The organism is Hydrotalea lipotrueae (genome assembly GCF_019249625.1).
In the GTDB taxonomy this organism is placed as follows: domain Bacteria; phylum Bacteroidota; class Bacteroidia; order Chitinophagales; family Chitinophagaceae; genus Hydrotalea; species Hydrotalea flava.
The window spans coordinates 53,050-77,618 of record NZ_JAESDL010000018.1 but is presented as its reverse complement, the minus strand read 5'-3'; the positions used below and the strand labels follow the sequence as shown (position 1 = coordinate 77,618).

General features: G+C 36.8%; 22 protein-coding genes. 15 read left to right on the top strand and 7 right to left on the bottom strand.

Going from position 1 to position 24,569, the window contains the following annotated elements; all coding sequences use genetic code 11:
- Together JK139_RS11235 and JK139_RS15900 are read left to right on the top strand one after the other, a co-directional pair.
- Positions 1–299, top strand: a 299-nt coding sequence (locus JK139_RS11235; protein WP_218331311.1) for a hypothetical protein, incomplete at its 5' end; no start/stop codon positions are given.
- A complete protein-coding gene (locus JK139_RS15900; RefSeq protein WP_143439234.1) occupies positions 296–376 on the top strand; it encodes a cysteine peptidase family C39 domain-containing protein in 81 nt (26 codons plus the stop codon). The genes JK139_RS11235 and JK139_RS15900, both read left to right, overlap by 4 nt.
- Before the next feature lie 392 nt (positions 377–768).
- Here JK139_RS15900 and JK139_RS11225 read toward each other — a convergent pair whose 3' ends face one another.
- Genes JK139_RS11225 through JK139_RS11210 form a run of 4 tightly spaced genes read right to left on the bottom strand, consistent with a single transcriptional unit; the run spans position 769 to position 4,657 of the window.
- Positions 769–1,773, bottom strand: coding sequence for a vWA domain-containing protein (locus JK139_RS11225; RefSeq protein ID WP_075051526.1), 1,005 nt, complete (start codon positions 1,771–1,773; stop codon positions 769–771).
- A gap of 2 nt (positions 1,774–1,775) precedes the next feature.
- Positions 1,776–2,747: a hypothetical protein gene (locus JK139_RS11220; protein ID WP_074420812.1), complete on the bottom strand. Its 972-nt coding sequence runs from the start codon at positions 2,745–2,747 to the stop codon at positions 1,776–1,778.
- Positions 2,744–3,610 (bottom strand): DUF58 domain-containing protein, encoded by an 867-nt coding sequence (locus tag JK139_RS11215; RefSeq protein ID WP_074420813.1) that lies wholly within the window; start codon positions 3,608–3,610, stop codon positions 2,744–2,746. The genes JK139_RS11220 and JK139_RS11215 overlap by 4 nt, the downstream gene beginning before the upstream one ends.
- Positions 3,611–3,658: 48 nt before the next feature.
- Positions 3,659–4,657, bottom strand: coding sequence for an AAA family ATPase (locus JK139_RS11210; protein WP_074420814.1), 999 nt, complete (start codon positions 4,655–4,657; stop codon positions 3,659–3,661).
- A 209-nt stretch (positions 4,658–4,866) separates the two neighbouring features.
- Between JK139_RS11210 and ubiE the strand changes: the two genes are divergently transcribed.
- Together ubiE and porT are read left to right on the top strand one after the other, a co-directional pair.
- Positions 4,867–5,613 (top strand): bifunctional demethylmenaquinone methyltransferase/2-methoxy-6-polyprenyl-1,4-benzoquinol methylase UbiE, encoded by a 747-nt coding sequence (gene ubiE, locus JK139_RS11205; protein WP_074420815.1) that lies wholly within the window; start codon positions 4,867–4,869, stop codon positions 5,611–5,613.
- Positions 5,586–6,305 carry a type IX secretion/gliding motility protein PorT/SprT gene (gene porT, locus JK139_RS11200; RefSeq protein WP_081299018.1) on the top strand — a complete coding sequence of 240 codons (720 nt, stop codon included), beginning with the start codon at positions 5,586–5,588 and terminating at the stop codon, positions 6,303–6,305. Before ubiE ends, porT begins: the two co-directional genes overlap by 28 nt.
- Before the next feature lie 10 nt (positions 6,306–6,315).
- On the opposite strand, the gene JK139_RS11195 is transcribed toward porT, so the two are convergent.
- Positions 6,316–7,998, bottom strand: a complete 1,683-nt coding sequence (locus JK139_RS11195) for a hypothetical protein (RefSeq protein ID WP_218331310.1) — start codon at positions 7,996–7,998, stop codon at positions 6,316–6,318.
- 37 nt (positions 7,999–8,035) lie between these two features.
- Between JK139_RS11195 and JK139_RS11190 the strand changes: the two genes are divergently transcribed.
- The 9 genes from JK139_RS11190 (at position 8,036) to JK139_RS11150 (ending at position 19,312) form a co-directional block, all read left to right on the top strand.
- Positions 8,036–9,418, top strand: coding sequence for a dihydroorotase (locus JK139_RS11190; RefSeq protein WP_074420817.1), 1,383 nt, complete (start codon positions 8,036–8,038; stop codon positions 9,416–9,418).
- Positions 9,419–9,476: 58 nt separating this feature from the next.
- Complete coding sequence (locus JK139_RS11185) at positions 9,477–10,790, top strand: MutS-related protein (protein ID WP_074420818.1); 1,314 nt, start codon at positions 9,477–9,479, stop codon at positions 10,788–10,790.
- Between the two features lie 115 nt (positions 10,791–10,905).
- A complete protein-coding gene (locus tag JK139_RS11180; protein WP_074418281.1) occupies positions 10,906–12,453 on the top strand; it encodes a YifB family Mg chelatase-like AAA ATPase in 1,548 nt (515 codons plus the stop codon).
- Positions 12,454–12,542: 89 nt separating this feature from the next.
- A complete protein-coding gene (locus tag JK139_RS11175; RefSeq protein ID WP_141676786.1) occupies positions 12,543–12,911 on the top strand; it encodes a hypothetical protein in 369 nt (122 codons plus the stop codon).
- 266 nt (positions 12,912–13,177) lie between these two features.
- Positions 13,178–13,978 carry an MbnP family protein gene (locus JK139_RS11170; protein ID WP_074420819.1) on the top strand — a complete coding sequence of 267 codons (801 nt, stop codon included), beginning with the start codon at positions 13,178–13,180 and terminating at the stop codon, positions 13,976–13,978.
- A gap of 5 nt (positions 13,979–13,983) precedes the next feature.
- Complete coding sequence (locus JK139_RS11165) at positions 13,984–15,006, top strand: cytochrome-c peroxidase (RefSeq protein WP_074418278.1); 1,023 nt, start codon at positions 13,984–13,986, stop codon at positions 15,004–15,006.
- Between the two features lie 14 nt (positions 15,007–15,020).
- Positions 15,021–15,941, top strand: coding sequence for a transporter (locus JK139_RS11160; RefSeq protein WP_074418287.1), 921 nt, complete (start codon positions 15,021–15,023; stop codon positions 15,939–15,941).
- Positions 15,942–16,085: 144 nt separating this feature from the next.
- Positions 16,086–17,378 (top strand): metal-dependent hydrolase family protein, encoded by a 1,293-nt coding sequence (locus tag JK139_RS11155; RefSeq protein WP_074420820.1) that lies wholly within the window; start codon positions 16,086–16,088, stop codon positions 17,376–17,378.
- Between the two features lie 146 nt (positions 17,379–17,524).
- The gene (locus tag JK139_RS11150; RefSeq protein WP_074420821.1) at positions 17,525–19,312 is read left to right on the top strand and encodes an ABC transporter ATP-binding protein; all 1,788 of its coding nucleotides are present in this window, start codon (positions 17,525–17,527) and stop codon (positions 19,310–19,312) included.
- Positions 19,313–19,403: 91 nt separating this feature from the next.
- On the opposite strand, the gene JK139_RS11145 is transcribed toward JK139_RS11150, so the two are convergent.
- Both JK139_RS11145 and JK139_RS11140 read right to left on the bottom strand, forming a co-directional pair.
- The gene (locus JK139_RS11145) at positions 19,404–21,920 is read right to left on the bottom strand and encodes a TonB-dependent receptor (protein ID WP_074420822.1); all 2,517 of its coding nucleotides are present in this window, start codon (positions 21,918–21,920) and stop codon (positions 19,404–19,406) included.
- Positions 21,921–21,950: 30 nt separating this feature from the next.
- Positions 21,951–22,310 carry a hypothetical protein gene (locus JK139_RS11140; protein WP_074420823.1) on the bottom strand — a complete coding sequence of 120 codons (360 nt, stop codon included), beginning with the start codon at positions 22,308–22,310 and terminating at the stop codon, positions 21,951–21,953.
- A 184-nt stretch (positions 22,311–22,494) separates the two neighbouring features.
- Here JK139_RS11140 and JK139_RS11135 point away from each other — a divergent pair, with 184 nt between their 5' ends.
- Together JK139_RS11135 and JK139_RS11130 are read left to right on the top strand one after the other, a co-directional pair.
- A complete protein-coding gene (locus tag JK139_RS11135; RefSeq protein ID WP_068244327.1) occupies positions 22,495–23,073 on the top strand; it encodes an RNA polymerase sigma factor in 579 nt (192 codons plus the stop codon).
- Between the two features lie 11 nt (positions 23,074–23,084).
- Entirely contained in the window at positions 23,085–24,569 is a 1,485-nt protein-coding gene (locus JK139_RS11130) for an outer membrane beta-barrel protein (protein WP_074420824.1), read from the top strand.

Genomic DNA, 24,569 nt, shown 5'->3' with positions numbered 1-24,569 from the left:
AATTTATTGATTCAGCGTTATTTAAATTGAAAATAAATAAACTATTTATTTCCATAGACAGTTATTCAAATTATAATAATTGGGTGAAGACTGCTAAAAAATATTCCTTAGATGGTGCTCATTTAATTGCAAACAAAAATTTAATAGATAATATCCAGGAGAAGATATACGGTAAAAATTCATTTGAAATTCCTCGCTATATCATCGTCAACGAAAATGGAGAAATTCTAAATTTAAAGGCAGAACGACCCTCTTCAGGTGGTAAGCTAATTGCAGAATTGAATAATTATTTTAAGTGAAGCAATCAATTTTTCCCTTTATTCACCAACTCAATCAAATGGATTGCGGCCCTGCATGCTTAGCTATGATTGAATAACTTTTTACAAAATGGGGAACTGTTGATTATCAAATTAACCCGCAATGGCTAATACTCTCCATTAACAACATTACCACGACTACTACATTCCTCTATAGTCAAATTTTTAAATACAATAATACTTTACCTGCCGGTGTAAACATCATTACACAACTGGAACACTATTATAACAATGGCTCTGTTAATCATCAAAACACATTTTTTGCAGATTTACTCTTAAAAAAACAATTAAAAATAAAACAGATATTGAATGGGGCGTTCGCAATTTAATCAACAACAATTATATAGTAACTACTACCATTAACCCCTATTATACCCTGCAATCAGGAATGAATGTTCGGCCAAGACAATTTACTTTAGCCGTTCGTTTTGCCTTTCAATAAATGAATATGCTACGGAAACTTTCTCAACAATGTTAAACGCAGCAAAACCTCTAACACAATCAGCACCAACGTAGCTAATACAAACCACTGAAACTGCTCGGTATAACGTTTGTAGGTAGTAACGGTAATATTACTCTTTTCTAAACCGTCAATACTCTTGTATATATTTTGCAGTGCAGCATTATTGGTAGCATGGTAATACTGTCCGCCCGTTTCGGCAGCCAGTTGTTTTAATAAACCTTCATTAAAGTCTAACGGAATTGAGTTGTCGTTGCTCAGTGGATGATGGTTATCATCTATTCTATTGGCATTACTTCCCACGCCAATAGTGTACACTTTAATACCATATAATTTGGCCATATTCAATGCCACATCGGGTGGTATTTGCCCGCCAAAATCAACCCCATCTGTTAATAAAATAATCACTTTACTTTTATTGGTACTGTTTCGTAAACGGTCTACACTGGTGGCTAAGCCTGAGCCAATGGCAGTACCCTCTTCCTGCAAATATCCATTCTGAATATTATTAATTTGATTCAACACAGTGGCATGATCTACCGTTAACGGACATAACGTAAAACTCTGACTGCTGAAAATTACCACGCCAATTTCATCGCCGGGCCTGCTATCTACAAAAGATGTGGCTACCTTTTTAGCAGCTTCTAACCGGTTGGGCACAAAGTCCTGCTCCGTCATGCTGCCACTAATGTCAATACAAAGTATAATATCAATACCTTTTCCATCAATCTGCTGCCGGGTAAACTGCTCACGAGGGCGGGCCAATGCAATTACAACAGCACAAAGCGCCAGCATGCGCAACACAAAGGGCAAATGCTTTAGTTTAGATTTCATTCCGGCAGTACCCCTTAAAAAATGCGTAGTTGTAATACGAACCGCAGGAATTTGTTGACGATAAGTTTTTATATACCAATACACCAAATAAGGCACTACCAGTAAAAAAGGTAACACCCAGGGATAAGCAAATTCAGTATGATGTAGCCAGGCAGAGAGCATTACTATTTGGGTTGAAATGAATATTTATACATTGTTTTTACCATATCTGTTGCAATTACAAAGGCATTTTCAACTTCTTGTTCTGTGGGAATATAGCGGGCAAACTTCACGGCATCTGACAAACGCAGCAATTGAAAATAATCTGTTTGCACCGGTTCTGCCCCTATTTTATTTTTTACGGCTACCATGTATTCATCGGTTGTAAAACTATGGGTATCCTGCCGCAATTGAGCATCTGAAAAAACACGACATAAAGCAATTAATTCAGTAAAAAATGCCTGATGTTCACCAATAGAATAAGGATATTTTTCCCGCAACTTTTTGATAGCATCCAATACTTGATCATTACTTTGTGGTGGTATAACGGGAAGGGGATTGCGTCGTTTCGCCAACCTTATCCGTTTAATTAACAGTACAATCAACAGTATTGACAATACAGCTGAAACTAAGATCCACCAGGGAAAAGGTTTAGCAGGTTGCGGCACTTCAATAATATCGGTAAACCCGTTATAATCTTTCATGCCCGAAACATCGGCAGGTAATACAGTAAGTACAGGCGTATTTTTAATGGCGAAAGTTTGTTTGTTCTGAAACACCACAGTTAATACCGGTATTTTCCAGCTACCCGAATCAAAAGAAGTGAGGATAATATGTTGGGTAAGAATAGTATTGCCATTAACGGTAAAGGTATCAATAGCTGAACGGTTTACTACCTGTATATGCGCAAAAGTATCGGGTAACTGAAACCATTGCTGAATACCACTGCTATTTTGTTGTACATTTTCTACCTGCAAAGTAAGTTTTGCCTGATTACCGATTAATATTTTATCAGGATTGAGCTGAACACCGGCTTGTTGCGCAATTGCAAATACCGGCAGAATAAACAAAAAAAATAAACAATATTTTTTAAGAAAATATCTACGTAAACCATTGCTAACGGCATGGCATTGATGTATGAATTGATGTATCCTCATGCCCGTTGAATAAAAAATTGTTGTAAGGTTTTAACATAATCCTGCCCGGTAGCAATTTGCATCAAATCAGCACCTGCTGTTCTAAATACTTTTTTAGCGTCCTGCTGGATTTTGGCAAATTGGGCTGCATATTGTTGACGTATTTTTTTATTGGAAGTATCCAACCATAATTGTTCACCAGTTTCCGGATCTTCTACCACCACCAGGCCCATATTGGGCATTTGTACATCTAACAGATCATACACCTGAATGCCAATTACATCGTGCTTTTTAGCAGCTATCCGCAGTGCTTCTTCATAACCTTCATCGGCAAAATCACTTAATAAAAAAACAATGCTTTTATGCCGTGTTATATTATTTAAATATTGTAAGGCTTTTACAATATTGGTTTGTTGATGGCCGGGTTGTAACGATACCAGTTCGCGTACCATATACAAAGCATGTTGACGTCCTTTTTTAGAAGGTATATACTTTTCTACCCGATCGGTAAAAAACAACAATCCGGCTTTATCATTATTGTTCAATGCACTAAAAGCCAGTACGGCGGCTATTTCTGTAATTAGCTCCTTCTTGGTTTGTTGCCGGGTACCCATCAGGTTACTGGCGCTGGCATCTACCAGAATAAACACTTCCAATTCTCTTTCTTCTTCAAATACTTTTGTAAAAGTATCGTTCATACGGGCGCTTACATTCCAGTCAATAAACCGAATATCATCTCCGGCATGGTATTCTTTTACTTCTTTAAAAACCATTCCACGCCCTTTAAAAGCAGAGTGATACTCGCCGGTAAACAAATGGTTGGTAAGCCTTTTGCTTTTAATTTCTAATTCACGTACTTTTTTTAATAATTCGGAAGCTTCCATATTCTATGTGTTCAGGTGCCGGAAATAAGTTTCAACAATTGCAATCATTTAAGGTACCTGAATGGTAGCCAGTAATGCATCTATTATTGATTCAGTGGTACTGTTTTCTGCCTCTGCTTCGTAAGTTAAACCGATACGATGGCGCAAAACATCTTTTGCTATAGCTTTTACATCATCGGGTATAACGTAACTGCGTTTGTGTAAAAAGGCAACGGCTTTTGCTGCAAGGGCTAAGTTAATACTGGCACGTGGCGATCCGCCATAACCAATCATTTGCTTTAGTTTAGCCAATCCATATTGGTCGGGATAACGGGTGGCAAAAACCAAATCCAATATATAATTTTCAATTTTTTCATCCATATAAACCTGCCGCACCAAATTTCTCGCAACCATAATTTCGCTGATATCAACAACCGGCTGTACCTGTTGTATTTCTATACCTTGTACCTGTTGGCGTATAATAAGTTGTTCTTCCTGTTTATCAGGATAACCCACTACTACTTTCAGCATAAACCGATCTACCTGTGCCTCGGGCAACGTATAAGTTCCCTCCTGCTCTAATGGGTTTTGCGTAGCCAATACCAAAAATGGTTCGGGTAGCGGATAAGTAGTTTCGCCAATGGTTACTTGTTTTTCCTGCATAGCTTCTAATAAAGCGCTTTGCACTTTTGCAGGGGCACGGTTAATTTCATCGGCCAATATAAAGTTGGCAAACACCGGGCCTTTTCGTACCAGAAATTCATTTTTAGACTGGTTATAAATCATGGTTCCAATTACATCGGCCGGCAATAAATCAGGGGTAAATTGTATGCGGCTAAAACGGCCATTCACCGCCTGAGCCAGCGATTTAATGGTGAGGGTTTTGGCCAATCCGGGAACACCTTCTAACAGCACATGGCCATTGCTGAGTAAACCAATCAACAGGCGATCTATCATATATTGCTGCCCTACGATTATTTTAGAGAGTTCGGCTTTAATGCGGTCAATAAAACGTGCATGTAATTCAATCTGTGTATTCATTTCCTGAATAGCCTCTGGTGTCTGCATGGGTTATTTTTATTTGTGAAAGTACAAACTGCCGTGCATTTGGGGATCATATTGTACTGTTTTTGGGAATATTTTATCGGGTAACCGGTAATTCGCATGAAATTTAACCATTAATAGTCATGCATCAAACAAAAAATCATGCTATTTATTAAAATGAAACCAGGCATTTTAAAAACGAGTGGATGAATAAATGAATATCTTCGCACACTATGCCAACGCAATTTGCACACGATACAATTGTTCCTGATGAAAATAGCGATCTGCATAAAAAAGAGCAGGTAGCTGAAATGTTTAATAGTATTGCTGCGAAATATGATTTTTTGAACCGGTTTTTAAGTGGTGGTATCGATATAATATGGCGCAAAAAAGCCATTCAACAGTTAAAAACCATTCAACCCAAAATAATATTAGATGTGGCTACCGGTACTGCCGATGTAGCTTTAATGACCTATGCAGGTCTGCATCCTGAAAAAATTATTGGTATAGATATTAGTGAGCGGATGTTAGATTTAGGCAAACAAAAAATTGAAAAATTGGGCCTCTCACAAAAAATTATATTGCAGAAAGGGGATAGTGAAAATATTGAATTTGAAGACAATAGTTTTGATGCCATTACCGTTTCATTTGGGGTACGCAATTTTGAAAACTTATTAAAAGGCCTGCAGGAAATGCATCGGGTTTTAAAGCCCGGTGGCAAATTGGTAATATTAGAATTTTCAAAACCGCGTTTTAAACCCTTTCAAATCATTTATAATTTTTACCTTAGTACTTTAGCACCTGGATTTGCACAATTATTTTCTAAAAACAAAAAAGCCTATCAATACCTGAACAATAGTGTTCAAGCCTTCCCGGAAGGTAAATTATTTTTAACAATTATGCATGAAGCAGGATTTACCCAAACGTATTTAAAACCACTTAGTTTAGGTATATGCACTATTTATTGCGGTTCAAAATAATTGTATATTTTCTGCCCGTTTTTTGTGTATTGCAGGCTTCGGCGCAAAGAGAAATTTATCGCCCTTACCACGATGATATGCCCTATTATTTTGGATTAACGCTGGGTTATAATTCATCATATTTACACCAGTTAAAGTCTAACCACTTCCTGGCTAATGATAGTGTATTAACAGCTGAACAAGGCTCAACCGGAGGTATATCGCTGGGCTTATTGGCTACCGGACGATTGAATGATCATTTTCAAATTCGATTTAACCCAACGCTCATGCTGGGTGGCTCCCGTTACTTTACCTACACTTTGGGCAGCACTGCACCCGGCGAATCGAAAGAACAAAAACAAACCCTGCCTACTACCATTGTAAGTATGCCTGTTCATTTTAAATTCAACTCCGACAGAATTGATAATTTTAGAACCTACTTGCTATTTGGCGTAAAATTCGATACCGATTTATCGAGCAACTCGGCTCTGCGCAATGTGCCCAATATTATTAAACTGCGAAAAAATGATTTTGGGTTGGAAGGCGGGCTTGGTTTTAACTTCTTCCTGCCGTTTGTAACCATATCGCCCGAAATTAAATTCAGTTACGGACTCACCAATTTGCTGATACCTGATCCTAATTTAAAGTATGCCAGTGTTTTTCAGCAATTACAATCACGCATGATTATTTTTTCTATTCACTTCGAAGATTAAAAATTGCACTTTAAAAATCAAACGTTCTTCTACCCATATTCCACCGCATACCCAGCATAATAATATTGGAAGTAAAATCAGGCTGATTTACCACTTTGTACTTTCGAATGGTTCCTGTTACATCAAAAAATAAATTAGGAATTAATTCATACGTAACAGTAGTTGAAACCATGGCTGTTTTGGCCAATAACCCACTGCCGATATGAAAACCATAATCGCTGATGCGGTTAGAAGTATAAAACTCGAACGGATTGGCACCAAAATTATATCCGGCAGAATCTAACCCCTGCTCTATGTACATGGCTTTTGCCGTTAATTGTAAACGATTAACGGGCTGGTATTTAATAACACCCAAAAATTCCCGCAAATTAGCACCCAATGGATGTGCCAGGGGTTGATTGTAATGGGTAAATGAACCTACCGAATCATAATGCGAGTATACAAATGGTCTGATTAAATTTACTTCGCCCTGCACATCTAAATTCTTTACCCCAAATACATCAATTGATTTAAAGCCTAATTGCAATGCCTGTTTGTTAGCGTAGTATCCATTTTTGTAATGCAATACTTCTTTCATTACAAATTCATTGATAATAATCTGGCTATACAACTGTGTGTTTTTAAAAACATTGGCTTTAATATTTCCACCCAGCGTTACTTTATCGGGGCTGCCCAACTGCTGTTCAACCGAGCGATAAAAAATTATGGGATTCAAATAATTCAAATCAAAACCGGAAGAACGGCCAAACATCACATCTTCAAACAAACCAATATTCAACCATTTGGTGGCCTGAAAATCTAAATAATGCATCGTCATATATTTCTGTGGCCTTAAATAATCCGGACCACGTTGGTAGCTGGATACCAACTGTGCAAACAAATTATAGTACTGAAATTTCCAAAAGCGTGTATTAATTTTTAAGAACAGCATATCATTACTGCCATCGCTTAAAATAAGACTGCGAATACCATTGCCTATAAATACCTTATCATAGGCAAACTGGAAATCGATTTTTTTTCCGGCCTTAAACATAATACCACCTCTTGCATCAAAATAATCAAAACCATCGGTTTGGTAATTTTTATAATACCCCGCACCCGGAACGGCCTGGTATTTTTGCGCATATTGTTGCACATAAAAAGGATCACGCTCCTGATTGGTGGTAAAATAAGAATAATAGCCAATACCTTTTGAAAGTGTTCCCCGTAAATAAAAACCACGCCGATTCATGAATAAAGGATGATTCAGATTATTATCATGTCCTAATTCCAAATCTAATAACGGAGAAATATAGGCGGAAAAATCGCCACGCTTTACACCAATATAGGCCGGATTTTTTCGTATAGAAGATGTGAATAGATTTTTGAGCGGAATAGTGGTATCGCCCATTCCCGGTCTCCAATCGAAATTGTCTTTTAAAACAATATTCAAATTATATTTATCTACCTTTGACAAATGAATTTTTCCGGCAGCAGCCAATGCCTGAATATAATACAACCTGTCGGTAATTGTTTTACGTTCAAAAGGTTTTACGGCAGAAAAATTTAATACAGAATCAGTGCGTAACTTTAACTCTAAACGGGTTAATAAATCATACTGGCGGCTGCCTAATTCCACATAATCAGACTGTGCAAACACAGTACCAAAGGAAATAAGCAACAGGAGCAGGGTTACATAACGCAAACATTTCATAATCTTGCTGAATTAATTTGAACAAAAGTAATGGAACATGCACACATACCTTATTAAAAACGGCTATATTATTAATGAAGGCAGAAAATATTATGCCGATTTATTACTAAAGGATGGCCGTATAGAAAAAATAGCGCCCCAAATAGACACGAAAGGCGCCGTAAAAGAAATGAATGCAGAAGGCAGATATGTATTACCCGGATGTATTGACGACCAGGTGCATTTCAGAGAACCGGGATTAACATACAAAGCTGGCATCAACACAGAATCAATGGCTGCAGTTGCCGGTGGCGTTACCAGTTTTATGGAAATGCCCAACACCATTCCCCCGGCATTAACACAGGAATTATTAGAAGAAAAATACCAATTGGCCCAACAACATGCTTTGGCAAATTATTCCTTCTTCATGGGTACCTCTAATAACAATTATGAAGAAGTAATGAAAACCAATAAAAGGAAAAATGACATCTGCGGTATTAAAATATTTATGGGCTCTTCAACCGGTAATTTATTGGTAGATAATCCGTTGGCGTTAGAAAAAATTTTTAGTGGCAGTGAAGTCTTGATTGCTACCCATTGCGAAGAAGAAAAAATGATTCAAAAAAACCTGCATGATTTACAACAACAAAAAACCCTTACTGCTGCCGACCACCCCATTATCCGTAATGATGAAGTTTGTTTTGAATCGTCCCTGAAAGCCATACAATATGCACAAAAACATGGCAGCAGGTTACATATATTACATATTTCTACTGCAAAAGAATTACAGTTATTTACCAATTTAATTCCATTGAAAGAAAAAAAAATTACTGCAGAAGTATGTGTGCATCATTTACATTTTACAGCAAATGATTATAGCCTTTTAGGCAATTTAATTAAATGCAATCCGGCCATTAAAGCACCACACAATCAACAAGCTTTATGGGAAGCCTTGTTGGATGACCGGTTAGATGTAATTGCTACCGACCATGCACCGCACACTTTAGAAGAAAAAGGTTACACCAGAGATGAGTTAAGCGGCAAATTGGTTTGTAACAATGCTGATTATTTACATGCACATGCAGGATTACCACTGGTACAACACAGTTTGTTATTGATGTTACAATATGTACATGATGGAAAAATAAGTATAGAAAAAGTAGTGGAAAAAATGAGCCATGCAGTAGCAGACTGTTTTCAAATAAAAGACCGAGGCTATCTTCGGGAGGGTTATTTTGCCGATGTGGTAGTGGTTAATCCACAGCAACCCACTACCGTTACAAAAGAAAATATTTTATACAAATGCAATTGGAGTCCATTTGAAGGAAGCAATTTCCCGATGCACATAGAAAAAACTTTTGTAAATGGCCATTTGGCTTATGCTAATGGTGTACTAGATGCATCTGTAAAAGGTAAAAGGCTTCAATTTAACAGACAGTAATACAAAACCGGTAAAGATTGAAGCAAAAGCAATTGATTATTCATAACTTACAGATTGTATGCAGGTAGACGATATCACTTTACACGATTTATCTATTTTAGGTAATAATGAAACAATTGCTATCTGGCAACAACTCAACTTTACACACACAGACGGCGGAAGGCAATATTTAAAAAAAATTTTACAGAAACCACTCAACAACATTGCCGCCATTCAAGATGTACAAAATACCATACAGCAATTGTTACAAATTGAAACGGACTGGCCGGTTACCATTACCAATGGTACCATTATGGTACTGGAAAAGTATTTTGAAACACCGGTTGATAGTTTTAAACCCGTGCCCGATCCATTTTCTGCATGGCTTTATGCCACACTAAAAAAGGGGGATTATTCATTAATCAAATATTCTGTTGAACACACCATTAGTTTTTTGCAGGGCTTGCAACAAATTACCATTTTACTAGGCAATGGCAATAGCAAATTGCTATCAACCTGGATGCAAACCATTCAGATTCAATTAAGCAAACCATGGGCGCAAAAAATGTTACAGTTTAAAAAAGAAAAGCCATTAACAAAAGTTGAAGTGCTAACATATGGGCATTTCATCCAACACCATTTCAAAAGCGGTATTGAAGAACTGATTGAAATATATAATAAATTAGATGCTTATTTAAGCTTAGCCATCGCCACAAAAAAATTTAGCTTTCATTTTCCCGATTTTAAAGAATGCAATGAGCCTTTTATTAGGGCAGAAGCCTTATACCATTTACAATTAAACACACCGGTGCCATATACCATTGCTTTAGAACGCAATCAAAATTTTTTATTTTTAACCGGTGCCAACATGGGTGGCAAAAGCACTTTTATTAAAGCCGTAGGTGTTTGTATATATCTTGCCCATATTGGCATGGCAGTGCCTGCTTCAAAAATGGAATTGAGTTTGTTTGATGGTTTAATCAGCAATATTAACTTAACCGATAACATTACAAAAGGCGAAAGCTATTTTTTTAATGAGGTGCATCGCATCAAAAAAACCATTGAAAAAATAAGTGATGGAAGAAAATGGCTGGTGTTGATAGATGAATTGTTTAAAGGTACCAACCAACAAGATGCCGTAAAATGCAGCATTAGCGTAATTGAAGGCCTCAGAAAAATGAATAATGCATTATTTATTTTATCAACACATTTATATGAAATTGGTCATGAACTTAAAACCCACTCAAATATTCAGTTCAAATATTTTCAAACCAGCATAGAAAACGATCAGCTTATTTTCAGCTATCAATTACAAGATGGCATTAGTAACGACCGCTTGGGTTACTTAATTATGCGTAAAGAAGGGGTGGTAGATTTATTGAATAAATTATAGTGCTTCACAATTTTTGTTATATATTAGTTTTTGAAAAATTAACGTATAACACAAAGCAAACATTTGCAGTGTCTCATAAATATAATGCTATGCAAATGCAAATACCCTGTTAACTATGCTTGTAAAAACCTATGGAAGTGCCGTTTATGGTGTAGATGCCATTTCAATTACCATTGAAGTAAATATTAGTGGCGGCGATATCAAATATTTTATAGTTGGCCTGCCCGATAATGCTGTGAAAGAAAGTTTACAACGTATTGAAAGTGCCATAAAAACCAGTAACTACAAAATGCCGCGCACCCGTTTGGTGGTCAATATGGCTCCCGCCGATATTAAAAAAACAGGTGCAGCATTCGATTTGCCCATTGCAATAGGCATTTTAGGTGCCGGTAATCAGTTACCGGATACAGATACATTAAAAGATTATGTGATGATGGGTGAATTAAGTTTAGATGGCACCATACAACCCATTAAAGGCGCATTACCCATTGCCATACAAGCCCGTAAAGATGGTTTTAAAGGATTAATCGTTCCCAAAGCCAATGCAAGAGAGGCGGCCATGGTCAATAATCTGGATGTATATGGCGTGCAACATATTTCTGAAGTAGTTGACTTTTTTTCAGGAAACAGCAAGGCAGAACCGTTAGTAGTAAATACACGAGATGAATTTTTTTCAACCCAAAATGAATTTGAGGTTGATTTTAATGATGTGAAAGGACAAGAAAATATAAAACGGGCACTCGAAATTGCAGCTGCAGGCGGGCATAATGCCATACTCATTGGCCCACCCGGTGCCGGTAAAACCATGTTGGCTAAACGGTTACCTACCATACTGCCACCACTTACATTACAGGAAGCATTAGAAACTACAAAAATTCATAGCGTAGCAGGTAAATTACCTGAAAATGCTTCACTTATTGCTAAACGCCCCTTTCGCTCTCCACACCACACAGTTAGTGATGCTGCTTTGGTGGGTGGTGGCGGTAATCCCCAACCCGGCGAAATTTCATTGGCACATAACGGTGTGCTATTTCTGGATGAATTGCCCGAATTTAAACGTACTGTTTTAGAAGTAATGCGTCAGCCTATGGAAGAAAGGCGTGTTACCATTTCACGAGCAAGATTAGCGGTTGACTTCCCTGCTAATTTTATGCTGATTGCTTCTATGAACCCCTGCCCTTGCGGTTTTTACAATCACCCCGAAAAAGAATGTACCTGCCCTGCCGGTGCTGTTCAAAAATACCTGAATAAAGTTTCAGGGCCTTTATTAGACAGGATTGATTTACATGTTGAAGTAACACCGGTTGCTTTTAGTGAGTTAAGCACCCGACAACAAACTTCTGAAAATTCGGCAACCATACGTGAACGGGTTATCAAAGCCAGAGCCATACAGGCAGAACGTTACAAAACATTACCCGGTATTTATGCCAATGCACAAATTAGTAGCAAAACCTTACGTGAATTTTGTACAATTAATGCAACAGGTGAAGCATTACTAAAAAAAGCAATGGAAAAATTAAATCTTTCTGCCCGGGCTTATGATAGAATTTTAAAAGTAGCCAGAACCATTGCCGACTTGGAAGGCAGTAACCATATTGAAGCGCAACACTTAGCCGAAGCTATTCAATATCGTAGCTTAGACAGAGAAGGGTGGGCAGGTTAAAACAACATATATTAAGAGCGAATACTTTGTGACCACAATCATGTTTTGTAAATAAATTTGAAATAACTTTGCAGCAAATTATTGTTTGTTTGAAGCAAACTATTGCTATATTATTTCTCGCTCCTTTTCTACTGCAAACTTTCAGCAAATTGTTGATTGTGGCCGATTACTTTATAAATACCAACCGTTTTGCCATTCATTGTGAAAATAAAAACAAACCCATGCTGCATTGTAACGGCAAATGCCAAATGATGAAGCAATTAACCAAAGCTGAAAAAAGCGAACAAAAAAATCCCGAACGCAAAGCCGAAAACAGAGATGAAATTTTCTTATTAAACTACAATAGTTTTTTTACAATTGCTCAAAACAATTCCGGTTTACTACAGCAATTTATAGCCGTTATCTGTATTGGTTTTCCAACCAAAATTGTACTTTCTATTTTCCATCCTCCCGGTTAGTCATTTATCTTTTGCATTGTTCACCGAAAACAATTTCAATTTCTTTAGTTATTGATTGGTGCATTACTATGCGCTAAAGCAAACAGATCGTTCACTGTTTTCAAACAGAATTGTTGTTCAATCACTTTCAATTGAATATTGAAAGGCTGTTGTATACATGAACAATTCTGTTTCTGACTACCCGCTATTCACGAAAAAATAGCCCGGGTAAAAAATTTTATCACTATCCTACAACAGATTGTTAAATATACTAATTTAATATAATTATGAAATCAATTATTTTTTCCCTTTCTATTGCATTATTTTTTCTGGTTTCGTGTAAAAAAAATGTTGCACCTGAATACAATGCATCTGCAACCGGACAATTGTCTGTTGAGTTTGATAATGTAGCCGGCAACCAGGATTTACAATTAAATACAGGCAACTATACCAACGCAAGTGGTGAGGCTTTTAAAGTTACTTTATTAAAATATTTTGTGAGTAATTTTACATTAACCAAAACAGATGGTAGTGTTTACAGCATTCCACAAGACAGTTGCTACTTTTTAATTGATGAAAGCAAGCCTGCATCAACCATTCCTGTATTGCGTGTACCGGAAGGAGAATACAGTAAATTAACTTTTATGGTAGGTGTAGATAGTTTGAGAAATACCTTGGACATCAGTAAAAGAATCGGTATATTAGATCCTGCAGGTGCCGCCGCAGGTATGTACTGGAGCTGGAACAGCGGCTATATTTTCTTTAAGATGGAAGGCACTTCACCCGCATCTACTCAAAATGGTAATATTTTTCAGTATCATATCGGACTGTTCGGTGGTTATACCAGTACCAGTCCAACACTTAATAACATTAAAACCATTACACTCGATTTAACAGCCAGAGGTACTGCTAAAATTAAAGCCACCAAATCAGCTAACATACATTTATTGGTAGATGTAATGAAAGTATTTAATGGCACTCCCAATGTAAGTATTGCGCAAAATTCAGTGGTAATGGTTAGTCCGTTTAGTGCAACCATCGCTAACAACTACGTAAATATGTTTACACACAACCATACTGAAAACTAACTGGTATGAAATTAAAATTATTGATATTAACTTTCTTTCTTGCAGGCGTTATTGCCTGCAAGAAAGAAAGTACACAAGTGTTTGCCGGATTCACCAAACCGGATATTTTTCCAACCCCTGTATATCATTTTGAAACTAATCCGATAACGGAGAACGGGTTTGTGTTAGGAAGAAAATTATTTTATGATGCATCACTTTCCGCCAATAACACCATAAGCTGTAGTTTCTGTCATATTCAAACTTCGGCTTTTACCCAGCATGGGCATAGTGTAAGCCATGGTATTTTTGACAGCCTGGGTGTTAGAAATACACCACCTATTATGAACTTGGCATGGAGCCCATCTTTTATGTGGGATGGTGGTATTGCCGACTTAGACCTACAGCCCATTGCACCCATTACCAACCATGTTGAAATGGGTAATACCATGAATAATTTGTTGGCTACGCTGCAAAAATCTCCGGTTTACCCATCCCTTTTTCAGAAAGCATTTGGCACACCTGAAATTAATACATCCCGTTTATTAAAAGCATTGTCGCAATTTATGGTGATGTGCGTTAGCGATCAATCGAAGTATGATAGTGTAATGCATCATCAAGCCAGCTTTACAAATGATGAAAATGCAGGTTATACTATATTCAAAAACAATTGTGCTGCATGCCACAAAGAACCATTATTTACCGATTTTTCATTTCGGAATAACGGGTTATCACCAAACAATATTGATGATGTAGGCAGATACGATATCACACTACAGGATGCAGATAAATATAAATTTAAAGTACCCACCTTACGTAATTTATACTATACCGCACCCTATATGCACGATGGGCGCTTTTTAACTTTAGAGGCTGTTCTGGATTTTTACAGCAATCAAGTTCAAAACGCACCTAATCTAGACCCCATGTTAAAAAACAACGGGCATATTGGAATAGCATTATCAAGTTCAGAAAAAGAACAATTACTTGCTTTTTTACAAACACTCAACGATAAAAATTTTGTGGAGAATCGCTTGTTGAGTGAACAATAAAAATGAAAAATTACATGAAAAAAGTATTTCTCATCATTATAACTGCAGTCATTTCAGTTCAGTTCACCTATGCATGCGATATTTGCGGATGTGGTGTAGGCAATAATTATTTAGGCATTATGCCCGAATTTCACAAACATATTTTCGGAATAAGATACCAAAACAACAGCTTACGTACCCACATTGGTGTAGGAGGTACCAGCAGCTATTTAACCACTACCGAAAATTATACTACTGCCGAACTTTGGGGCGGATGGAATATAGCCAAACATGTACGCATTTTAGGTAATGTGCCTTATAGCTTTAATACCAAAACCAATGCAACCGAAAATTTGAGTAAAAACGGAATTGGCGATATTACATTTACCGGATTTTATGAAGTATTGAACCAAAGAAAATCTCTATACCAAAAATTGTTGGTACAGAACCTCTGGATAGGGGCAGGCATAAAATTACCCACCGGAAAATACAATCCGGCAGATAAGGATAACAATATGCAAAGCGCCAATTTATTTCAATTAGGTACCGGCAGTACCGATTTTCTGGCAAGCCTGATGTATGATGTTCGTTTACAAGATGCAGGTATAAACATAGCCGCTAATTATAAAATAAATGGAACCAATATGCATGAATACCAATACGGCAATAAATTTTCAACCATATTTCAGGCGTATTACAAAATTCGTATTGCAAAAGCGGTTACGCTTGTGCCTAATATTGGATGCCAGTTTGAACAGGCACAAAAAGATACTGACCATGCGTTACAGGCAGATATTTCGGGTGGCAAGCTCCTTTTAGGCACAATTGGTTTAGAAACAACATTCAAAAACATGGCTATTGGCACAAACTGGCAAACGCCATTATCGCAAAATTTAGCCAATGGATTTGTAAAAGCAAATAACCGGGTAATGGTGCATATAGCATGGATGTTCTAATAAAGCATTTACTCAATTAAAACATTTTAAATAATACAAATCCAATAAAAATAGTGCCATCCAAGATGGTTTTACAACAAAATTGCAGGCAGTAGAATTTATAAAAGCAGTAATTAGTATCTTGTAGGTACTAAAACAAATCATATGCTTAAGAAATACACTATTTTATCTGCAACACTATTGCTGATGTTTTCATTTGCAAGAAGCCAGAAAATAACTGCTATAAAGTGCGGGAAATTATTAGATGTAAAACTGGGTACCGTTGGTAATAACCAGGTAATTATTATTAAAGATAACATCATACAAAAAATTGTTCCGAAGGTGGAATTTCAAGAGAAAGTAGATAGTACTATCGATTTATCCGGTTATTTTGTTTTACCCGGATTAATTGATTGCCACACGCATGTTTTATTGCAAGGCGATATTACCAGTGATGATTATGCCGAACAACTACTGAAAGAATCCATTCCCTACCGAACCCTTCGTGCAGCTCGCAGCGCAAACATTGCATTACACAATGGCTTTACTACTATTAGAGATTTGGAAACAGAAGGTGCTATGTATGCAGATGTAGATTTAAAAAAAGCCATTAACAATGGCGTAATACCCGGGCCACGTATGTTTGTAGCTACAAGGGCTATTAATACTGTGGGGCACTATCCTATTAGTCCGAAAGAATACAATTGGGAGCTTGATTTGCCAAAAGGCATCCAGGAAATTAATGGATCCGATGATGCCAGAAAAGCTGTGAGAGAGCAATTGGCACATGGAGCAGACTGGATAAAAATTTATGCCGACAGAGGTTATTATCGCTTACCCGATGGTTCCTTCAGAAGTCTTCCCAACTTTACAGAAGAGGAAATAGAAGCCATAGGAGATGAAACACGGAAAAGCAGAAAAAATTTTGCAGCACATGCCATGACCAGGGACGGTATTTTAGCTGCTATTGCAGCAGGCGCCAGAAGTATTGAACATGGTAGTGGCATGGATGAAGAATGTGCCAATACAATGGCCCAAAAAGGTGTATTCTGGTGCCCCACCATTTTTGTAAACGATTATGTTGCAGATGGAAGAGCCAAAGAAGGCAGTTTCATTAATCAACAGTTTCGCCAAGCTGCTCCAGCTATATTTAAAACAGCTATGAAAGCAGGTGTAAAAATTGCTTATGGCACCGATATTGGCGGATATGAGTGGAATTTGCCGGAAGCAAAAGACTTTGAGTTTATGGTGCAATATGGGCTATCACCATTACAAGCCATACAAACCGCTACTACTACCGCTGCCGATTTATTACAACAAGATGGAAAAATTGGTGTTATAGCTCCGGGTGCTTTTGCTGATATCATTGCAGTAAAGGGTAATCCATTAAACAATATTCAATTATTACAACAAGTACAATGGGTAATGAAAGACGGAAAAGTATGGAAATCGCAATAAACTAAACTGACTTTTCGACATACCAGAAAATTTGCATAGTTATTGTTTCTATATGTTTTCATTTTTCACTAAACCAAATAAAAGTATGAAAACTTGTGCATTATTTGCGTAATGAATCATGCTTTTAACATTGAAACAATACATGTATGAAACTACTGTTACAATACTTAAAACATTATAAATGGCTCATTGCATTGGCATTATTATTAGCAGCCATTAATCAGGTTTTTTCCATGTTCGATCCGTTACTGTTCGGGAAATTAATTGACCGATATTCCAACCATCCACATTTTTTTGATCACGAAAAAAAATTACCCAGAACTGAATGGCAATATATCTATGGCGTATTGGTTTTTTTAGGCTTAATGGTAGGCACCGCCATGGTAAGCAGAATTGCCAAATCATTCCAGGATTATGCCGTAAATGTAATTATTCAAAAATTTGGAGCAGCATTATTTACAGATGGATTGAAGCATAGCATGCAATTACCCTATCAGGATTTTGAAGACCAGCGTAGTGGTGAAACCTTATCAATTTTAACTAAGGCAAGAGCAGACTGCGAAAAATTTATTGGATATTTTATTAATGTATTGTTTGGAATTTTAGTGGGTGTTGTTTTTGTTTCTGTATATGCCTTTCATATTCATTGGAGTATAATGCCTACTTATATTATTGGTATTGCCATTTTATCATGGCTTACTAACCGCTTAAGCAACAAAATAAAAAGCATACAAAAACGCATTGTAAAAGAAACTACCATGCTGGCAGGCTCTACTACTGAAAGTTTACGAAACATTGAACTGGTAAAAAGTTTAGGGCTCACTGACCAGGAGATAAAACGCCTAAACAATAATACCTATAAAATATTAGGACTTGAACTAAAGAAAGTAAAAAGCATAAGAACCATTGGCTTTATTCAGGGTACATTCGTAAACTTATTAAGGCAGGTAATTATGATGGTTTTGATGTGGTTAATATTTAAAGATATATTGACCACCGGACAACAAATTACCCTTCAATTTTACAGCTTTTTTATTTTCGGACCATTACAGGAAATTGGAAATATTTTGCTCAGTTATCGGGAAGCAGAAGCTTCTATCAATAACTTTCATCATTTAATGAGTAAAACGCCCGATCATTCACCGGTTACACCTACTCATATTGGCGCAATTGAAATACTAACTTTCGATCAGGTATCATTTCAACACCAAACAGCTAATTATAAAGCCATTGATAATATCTCTTTTACTGTACAAAAAGGCGAAACCGTTGCTTTTGTAGGTCCGAGTGGCGCCGGTAAAAGTACTTTGGTAAAATTATTGGTAGGATTATACCGGCCAAAAGAGGGTACCATTTTTTATAATGGTGTAGATGGCCACAATTTAAATTTTGATGAACTACGCGGACAAATTGGCTTTGTTACCCAAGATACCCAATTATTTGCAGGCAGTATCAAAGAAAATCTTTTATTTGTAAAGCCCGATGCTACAGATGAGGATATTTTAGAAGCACTACAAAAGGCAAGCTGCAATCAATTGCTGACTAAGGCAGACAATGGCATTGATACACTAATAGGTGAAAGCGGATTAAAACTAAGTGGTGGCGAAAAACAAAGAATATCCATTGCCAGAGCGTTGATACGTAAACCACATTTATTGTTATTTGATGAAGCCACCAGCGCATTAGACTCTATTACTGAGGAAGAAATAACCAATACCATTAAAGCAGTATCGAACGAAAAATCACAAATCACTGTTCTTATTGCACACCGTTTAAGTACAATAATGCATGCCGACAGAATTTATGTGCTGGAAAAAGGGCAAATTGTGGAAACCGGCAATCACCACAGTTTAGTGGCTATGAAAGGATTATATTATGCCATGTGGCGCCAGCAAATTGGCGAACGCAAATTAAATGCATCATTTGCAGTGTAAAATTAAAATTATCCACTATCTATTCTTGTAAGATAACAGAAAGGCCCTTCCGTAATAGAGTGGGCCTTATTTCTACCAAAAACAAACCAACTTAACTGCTTTTCTTTAAATTATAACTCAGCGGAAAATCTATTTTCAATGAAACATTTCTACCCATATTGTAAATACCATGTTCTCGTGGGTTATCGTTTGGACCCGGATTTTGATAATTTCCATAAAAATATTTTAACCTGCTTAAGTGATCCCAATAAGCCAAATTGAAGAGGTTATTACCCATAACATACACATTAAATAACACATCGCCTTTTTTATTGGTAATACTTCCTCCAAAACCTGCATTAAACAAACTATAACCCGGAGTTGGTGTTTCGGTTCCGTAAGCACTGAAAACATTGTTTTGGCTGGCATAATATTCCAACTGCACTTTTACAAAAGCATTCTTAATACCCGATTTTGCCAAATTAAAATTATATCGCAATTCAGAAGTTCCGTGCACAGGCGGAATAAATGGAAGATATTTTTCTGAATCAGCAACAGCCTTTCCATCTGTACCTTTATTAATGGCATTTACAACAGATACACTGTTTTCAAAATGCAAAGGTTTAATGGGATGCAGATCTACACTAAACTCTCCGCCCCACAAATTTGCTTTGGATGCAACAAATTTAAATGTCTGATTACCCTGAACCAAAACGGAGTCCTGGCCATTGGCGCCCAATAATTTCTGATTGTAGATATAATTGTTAATGGTATTATTGAATACACTTAACTGAATAACGGCATATTTTGAAGAATACACCAAACCAACATCCTGCTGTAAACTAAACTCAGGCTTTAACTGATCACTACCTATTTGATAAATGTTAGTACCCGGATGCACACCATTAGCAGATAGTTCAGCAATATTGGGTGCACGATAACCACGAGCTAAATTCACCTTTACTGAAAATTTCTCAGAAAAATTATAGGTTGCCCCTATGCTTCCGGAAAACCCTGAAAAATTATGCTTATAATTAGAAAATATTTTTTGTGCACCAATTGTATCTGTGCCATTCACCGCCATATCAAACCCTGTAACAGGATTTACATTAGTGAACAATTTTTGATTATCAAATGTTCTGCCATCTATTCTTGCACCTCCGGCAATATCTAAATTGCCAAATGTTTTTTTACCCAAAATAAACCCTCCGATATCGAATTGATGGTAATTGGGTATCACAAATTCGGTACCGTTAGTAACGGTATTGTTCTGGTACATTCCATTTACACCTGCGGTGATATCCCAATTGTCTAAAGAAGGAAAATGATATTTTACATCATAGGTGTAAGTTTGCAGTTGCAAATCAAGACCAGGGATAGTAAATAGTTCAGGATGGCTGTACTCTCTGCGCCTGCTGTTCTGAAAACCCAAATTCACATCTAACCTGCTTTCACCCAAAATAAAATTATTACTCCAGTAAATGCGGGCATGTTGCACATGTTGGTGTAATTTTTCAATGGCATAACTATTTAAATCATGGTTAGAAACAATTTGTCGTACCGTATCAATTTCAGTAATTTGCCTGGTAAACTTCCAAGTGGCACTATCGCGGCTTCCATCGGGTATTTCCTGCAAGTCATCAAACAAAACTAAATTCAGGTGTGAGTAACCCCATTTACGATGCAGACCCAATGAAGCATTTGCATCAGTTTCGCGAAAAGCCGTTCCAAACACTCTGCCATCTACTTTGTTTTGATAATCCACGGCTTGTTTGTGCGAAACACGAGCCATCCATTCAAAACCATTCTTAGTGGCACCTAACATTGCCGAACCACCTATAAACTTATTGTTGGTTTGGTAATTCAACAAAACCTCTCCAATCATTTTTCCTTCGGGTGCTGGTTGTGTAGGAATAAGATTGACCACGCCGGCAAGCGCATCTGAACCATATGATAAACTGGCAGGACCTTTTATTACTTCAACCCTGTCAACACTAAACTGATCTATTTCAATACCATGTTCATCGCCCCATTGCTGGCCTTCTTGTCGCACACCATCATATAAGGTTAAAATTCTATTGTACCCCAATCCTCTGATAATAGGTTTTGAAACATTGGGTCCGGTAGTAACAGTTCTTACACCAGGTATTTTTGCTATTGCATCAATAGCATTGGTGGCACTATTACTGAGCAGGTAACTATGATTAATGGTTACAATAGGTACCGGGCTTCTTTTAATTTGTGTTGCTTTTGAAGTACCCGTTACTACTACTTCGCCAATTTCAGTAGCACTTTCCAGCAAACTGAAATTAGCCGTTATAGTACCTTTCAATGCAACATTTTTTGTAGCAGTTGCATAACCTACATATTTTACTTCTATCAAAAAATTACCAACGGGCAAGCCCTTTATTTGATATTCACCTTTATCATCTGTAATAACACCCAATTTTAAATCAGGAATACTTACAGTGGCGCCAACTAATGGTTTTTGCGTTTGTGCGTCTAATACTTTTCCATGTAAAACCACCTGCTCCAAATCTTCATTCCCATCCCATGCAATTGCAAATTGTGGTAATAAAATAAATAAAATACTATATAATGGCAAAGCCAGTAATAACTTTTTCAACATAAAATTACATTAGTTAAATAAATAATTAAATTACAACCAGATGAAGTTATTGACGGCAGAAGGAGGCCCGCGTGTTGCAAAAGTGTGATGGCCTGATGAAAATATATTTTCAGATAAAATGGTAGTTGCATTGATAAAACTAACCGGCAGGGTAATTATTACATTTATTTGTTCGCCCATAAAAGGCAATACCACCACCATATTATTTACATCGCAACTATAACCAACTGCATGAATAACAGGCCCGTTTTTAGGTATTGCAACACTGGCAGGTATATCGGTATGTTGTGCCAACCAATAATGCAGCCATTGTTTGGGCATTATAGCCAACAACATAACCAACAAAAGAAAAGCGGCGGTAAAGGATTGTATGTTTCCCCTATTTTTCAAATAATTTTTGTTACAGTGTTGCAAATGTAACTTTCTACTCAGAAATTACAAGCTATAGCAGCTTGAATTTTGAAAAAAAATGATAAACGGTTAAATACTATGTGCCGCTCAAAAGAAAAAAAATGCCAAGCAGCATTTAAAATTTCAAAATGTCCTATATTTAAGGGTAACTATTTATCCCGTAATGACTGAACAGGCAATAATAACTGGATGTATGTACAATGACCCCATTGCACAACGTGAGTTGTATAACAGATATAGCCCTAAAATGCTATCGGTGTGTTATCGGTTTGCACATAACAGACAGGATGCGGAAGATATGTTACAGGAAGGTTTTATAAAAGTGTTTACACAAATGAATACTTTTCAAAACCGTGGTGCATTTGAAGGCTGGATTAGAAGAATTATGGTACACACCTGCATTAATTTTTTAAAAAAGAATAAAAAATTTAATGAAAGTGTTGAATTGTCGCAGGCAACACATTTGCATACCAAAGATGAAACCATCCCTTCCATATTGCAGGGAAAACAAATTATAGAATGTATCAGACTTTTACCCGTGGGATACAGAACCGTATTAAACTTATATGCCTTAGAAGGCTTTAGCCATAAGGAAATAGCCGAAATGCTGGATATAGAAGAAAGTACCAGCAGAAGTCAGTACACAAGAGCCAAAACTATGTTGGAAACTATTTTAATTAAGAAGAAAATTGTTGACAGCCCGAAGGAAGAGTACAACTGGCTGGCAGCATTTAGTAAATAAGTGCAGGAACGATGGAAAACAATTTTCATATACATGATGAATTTGAACAATTCTTGCAAGATGAGGTGAAACAACACCGCATGTACCCATCTGAGCATGTATGGGAAAATATTCGTACAGAATTGCATGGTACGGGTTCCTGGAAAGCATTAACATTTATTGCTATTTTTATTATTGTTGCATTAACGGCTACTACCATTTACAATTACCCGCCTAAAAATATTTTGATAAAGCCCCTTGCACCCATTGGTAACGTTCAAATGATTGATGCCAATACACCCGACAATAGCAATATACACGCTGATGCCAATAAAAATAATTTATTAGAGCAAACCATTAATCCTACTGCTATTACCAATAAAACCATCAATAAACTTCACCACATCAATAAACCGCAGCACAATACGTACTATGCATTTGTAAATACATCCAATAACATTACTGCCGGTAACGAGATTATTGTGAGTAGCCGCCACTTCAATAAAGGTATTCAAAATATTTCCATCATCAGCAAACATATTAACGGTAATGGTGAACCGGTTGAATTGATGAATACAGAAAGCATTAAAAACAATACCTATCCTTCAGGTAACACTACTTATTATTCCGGCAACAACAGCCTGATATTGTATCCTAATTTTGCATGGTTAGATCAGAAAAACAAAATCAGTGGTTTCAATAATGTGCTGAACAAATCAGCTTATAATACTTCAAAAAATTTATTAAAAACTACTGCTAAAATTCCAAGATTTTCTTACCAATTATATATTACACCTTCCATCAGCTACCGAAATTTAGTTGACAATCAGGAAAGATTAAATTATGCAACATTATTGAGCACCTTCGCATTAAACAGTCCGGTTAACAATACCAACAATTCAGTAAATGGCAACATTAATGCAGCAGTACACCACAAACCTGCCATTGGCATGGAAGCGGGTGGTGCTATTTTATACCGTTTAAATAAAAACCTGCAAATAAAAACCGGCTTACAATTTAATGTTCGGCAGTATTATATTGATGCATATTGGTCGCCCTATAATATTGCAACCATTGCATACGTACGTAACCATCAGTTAGATTCTGTAAATATGCTTTCCAGTTATAGCAATGCAGGCGGCTTTCAATCTGCCAAATTAGATAATAAACTATACCAAATATCTATCCCCATTGGTGTTCAATGGAGTTTCTTTCCCGATAAAAAAATTGGTGTAGATGCAGGTATCAGTTTTCAACCTACCCTTACTCTTAACAAAAACGTGTATTTGCTTTCAACCGATTATAAATATTATACCAATGGAGCTCCCTTTTTCAGAAAGTGGAATGCCAATACAGGGATTGAGTTGAATGTTACCTATAAAACCGCAAACAGAACCTGGTTTATTGGGCCGCAGGTACGGTATCAACATTTTCCTACCTATAACGATTTGTACCCCATTAAAGAATTTAGATGGGATTATGGTTTAAAAATTGGGTTTACCCAGCCCATTCGTTAA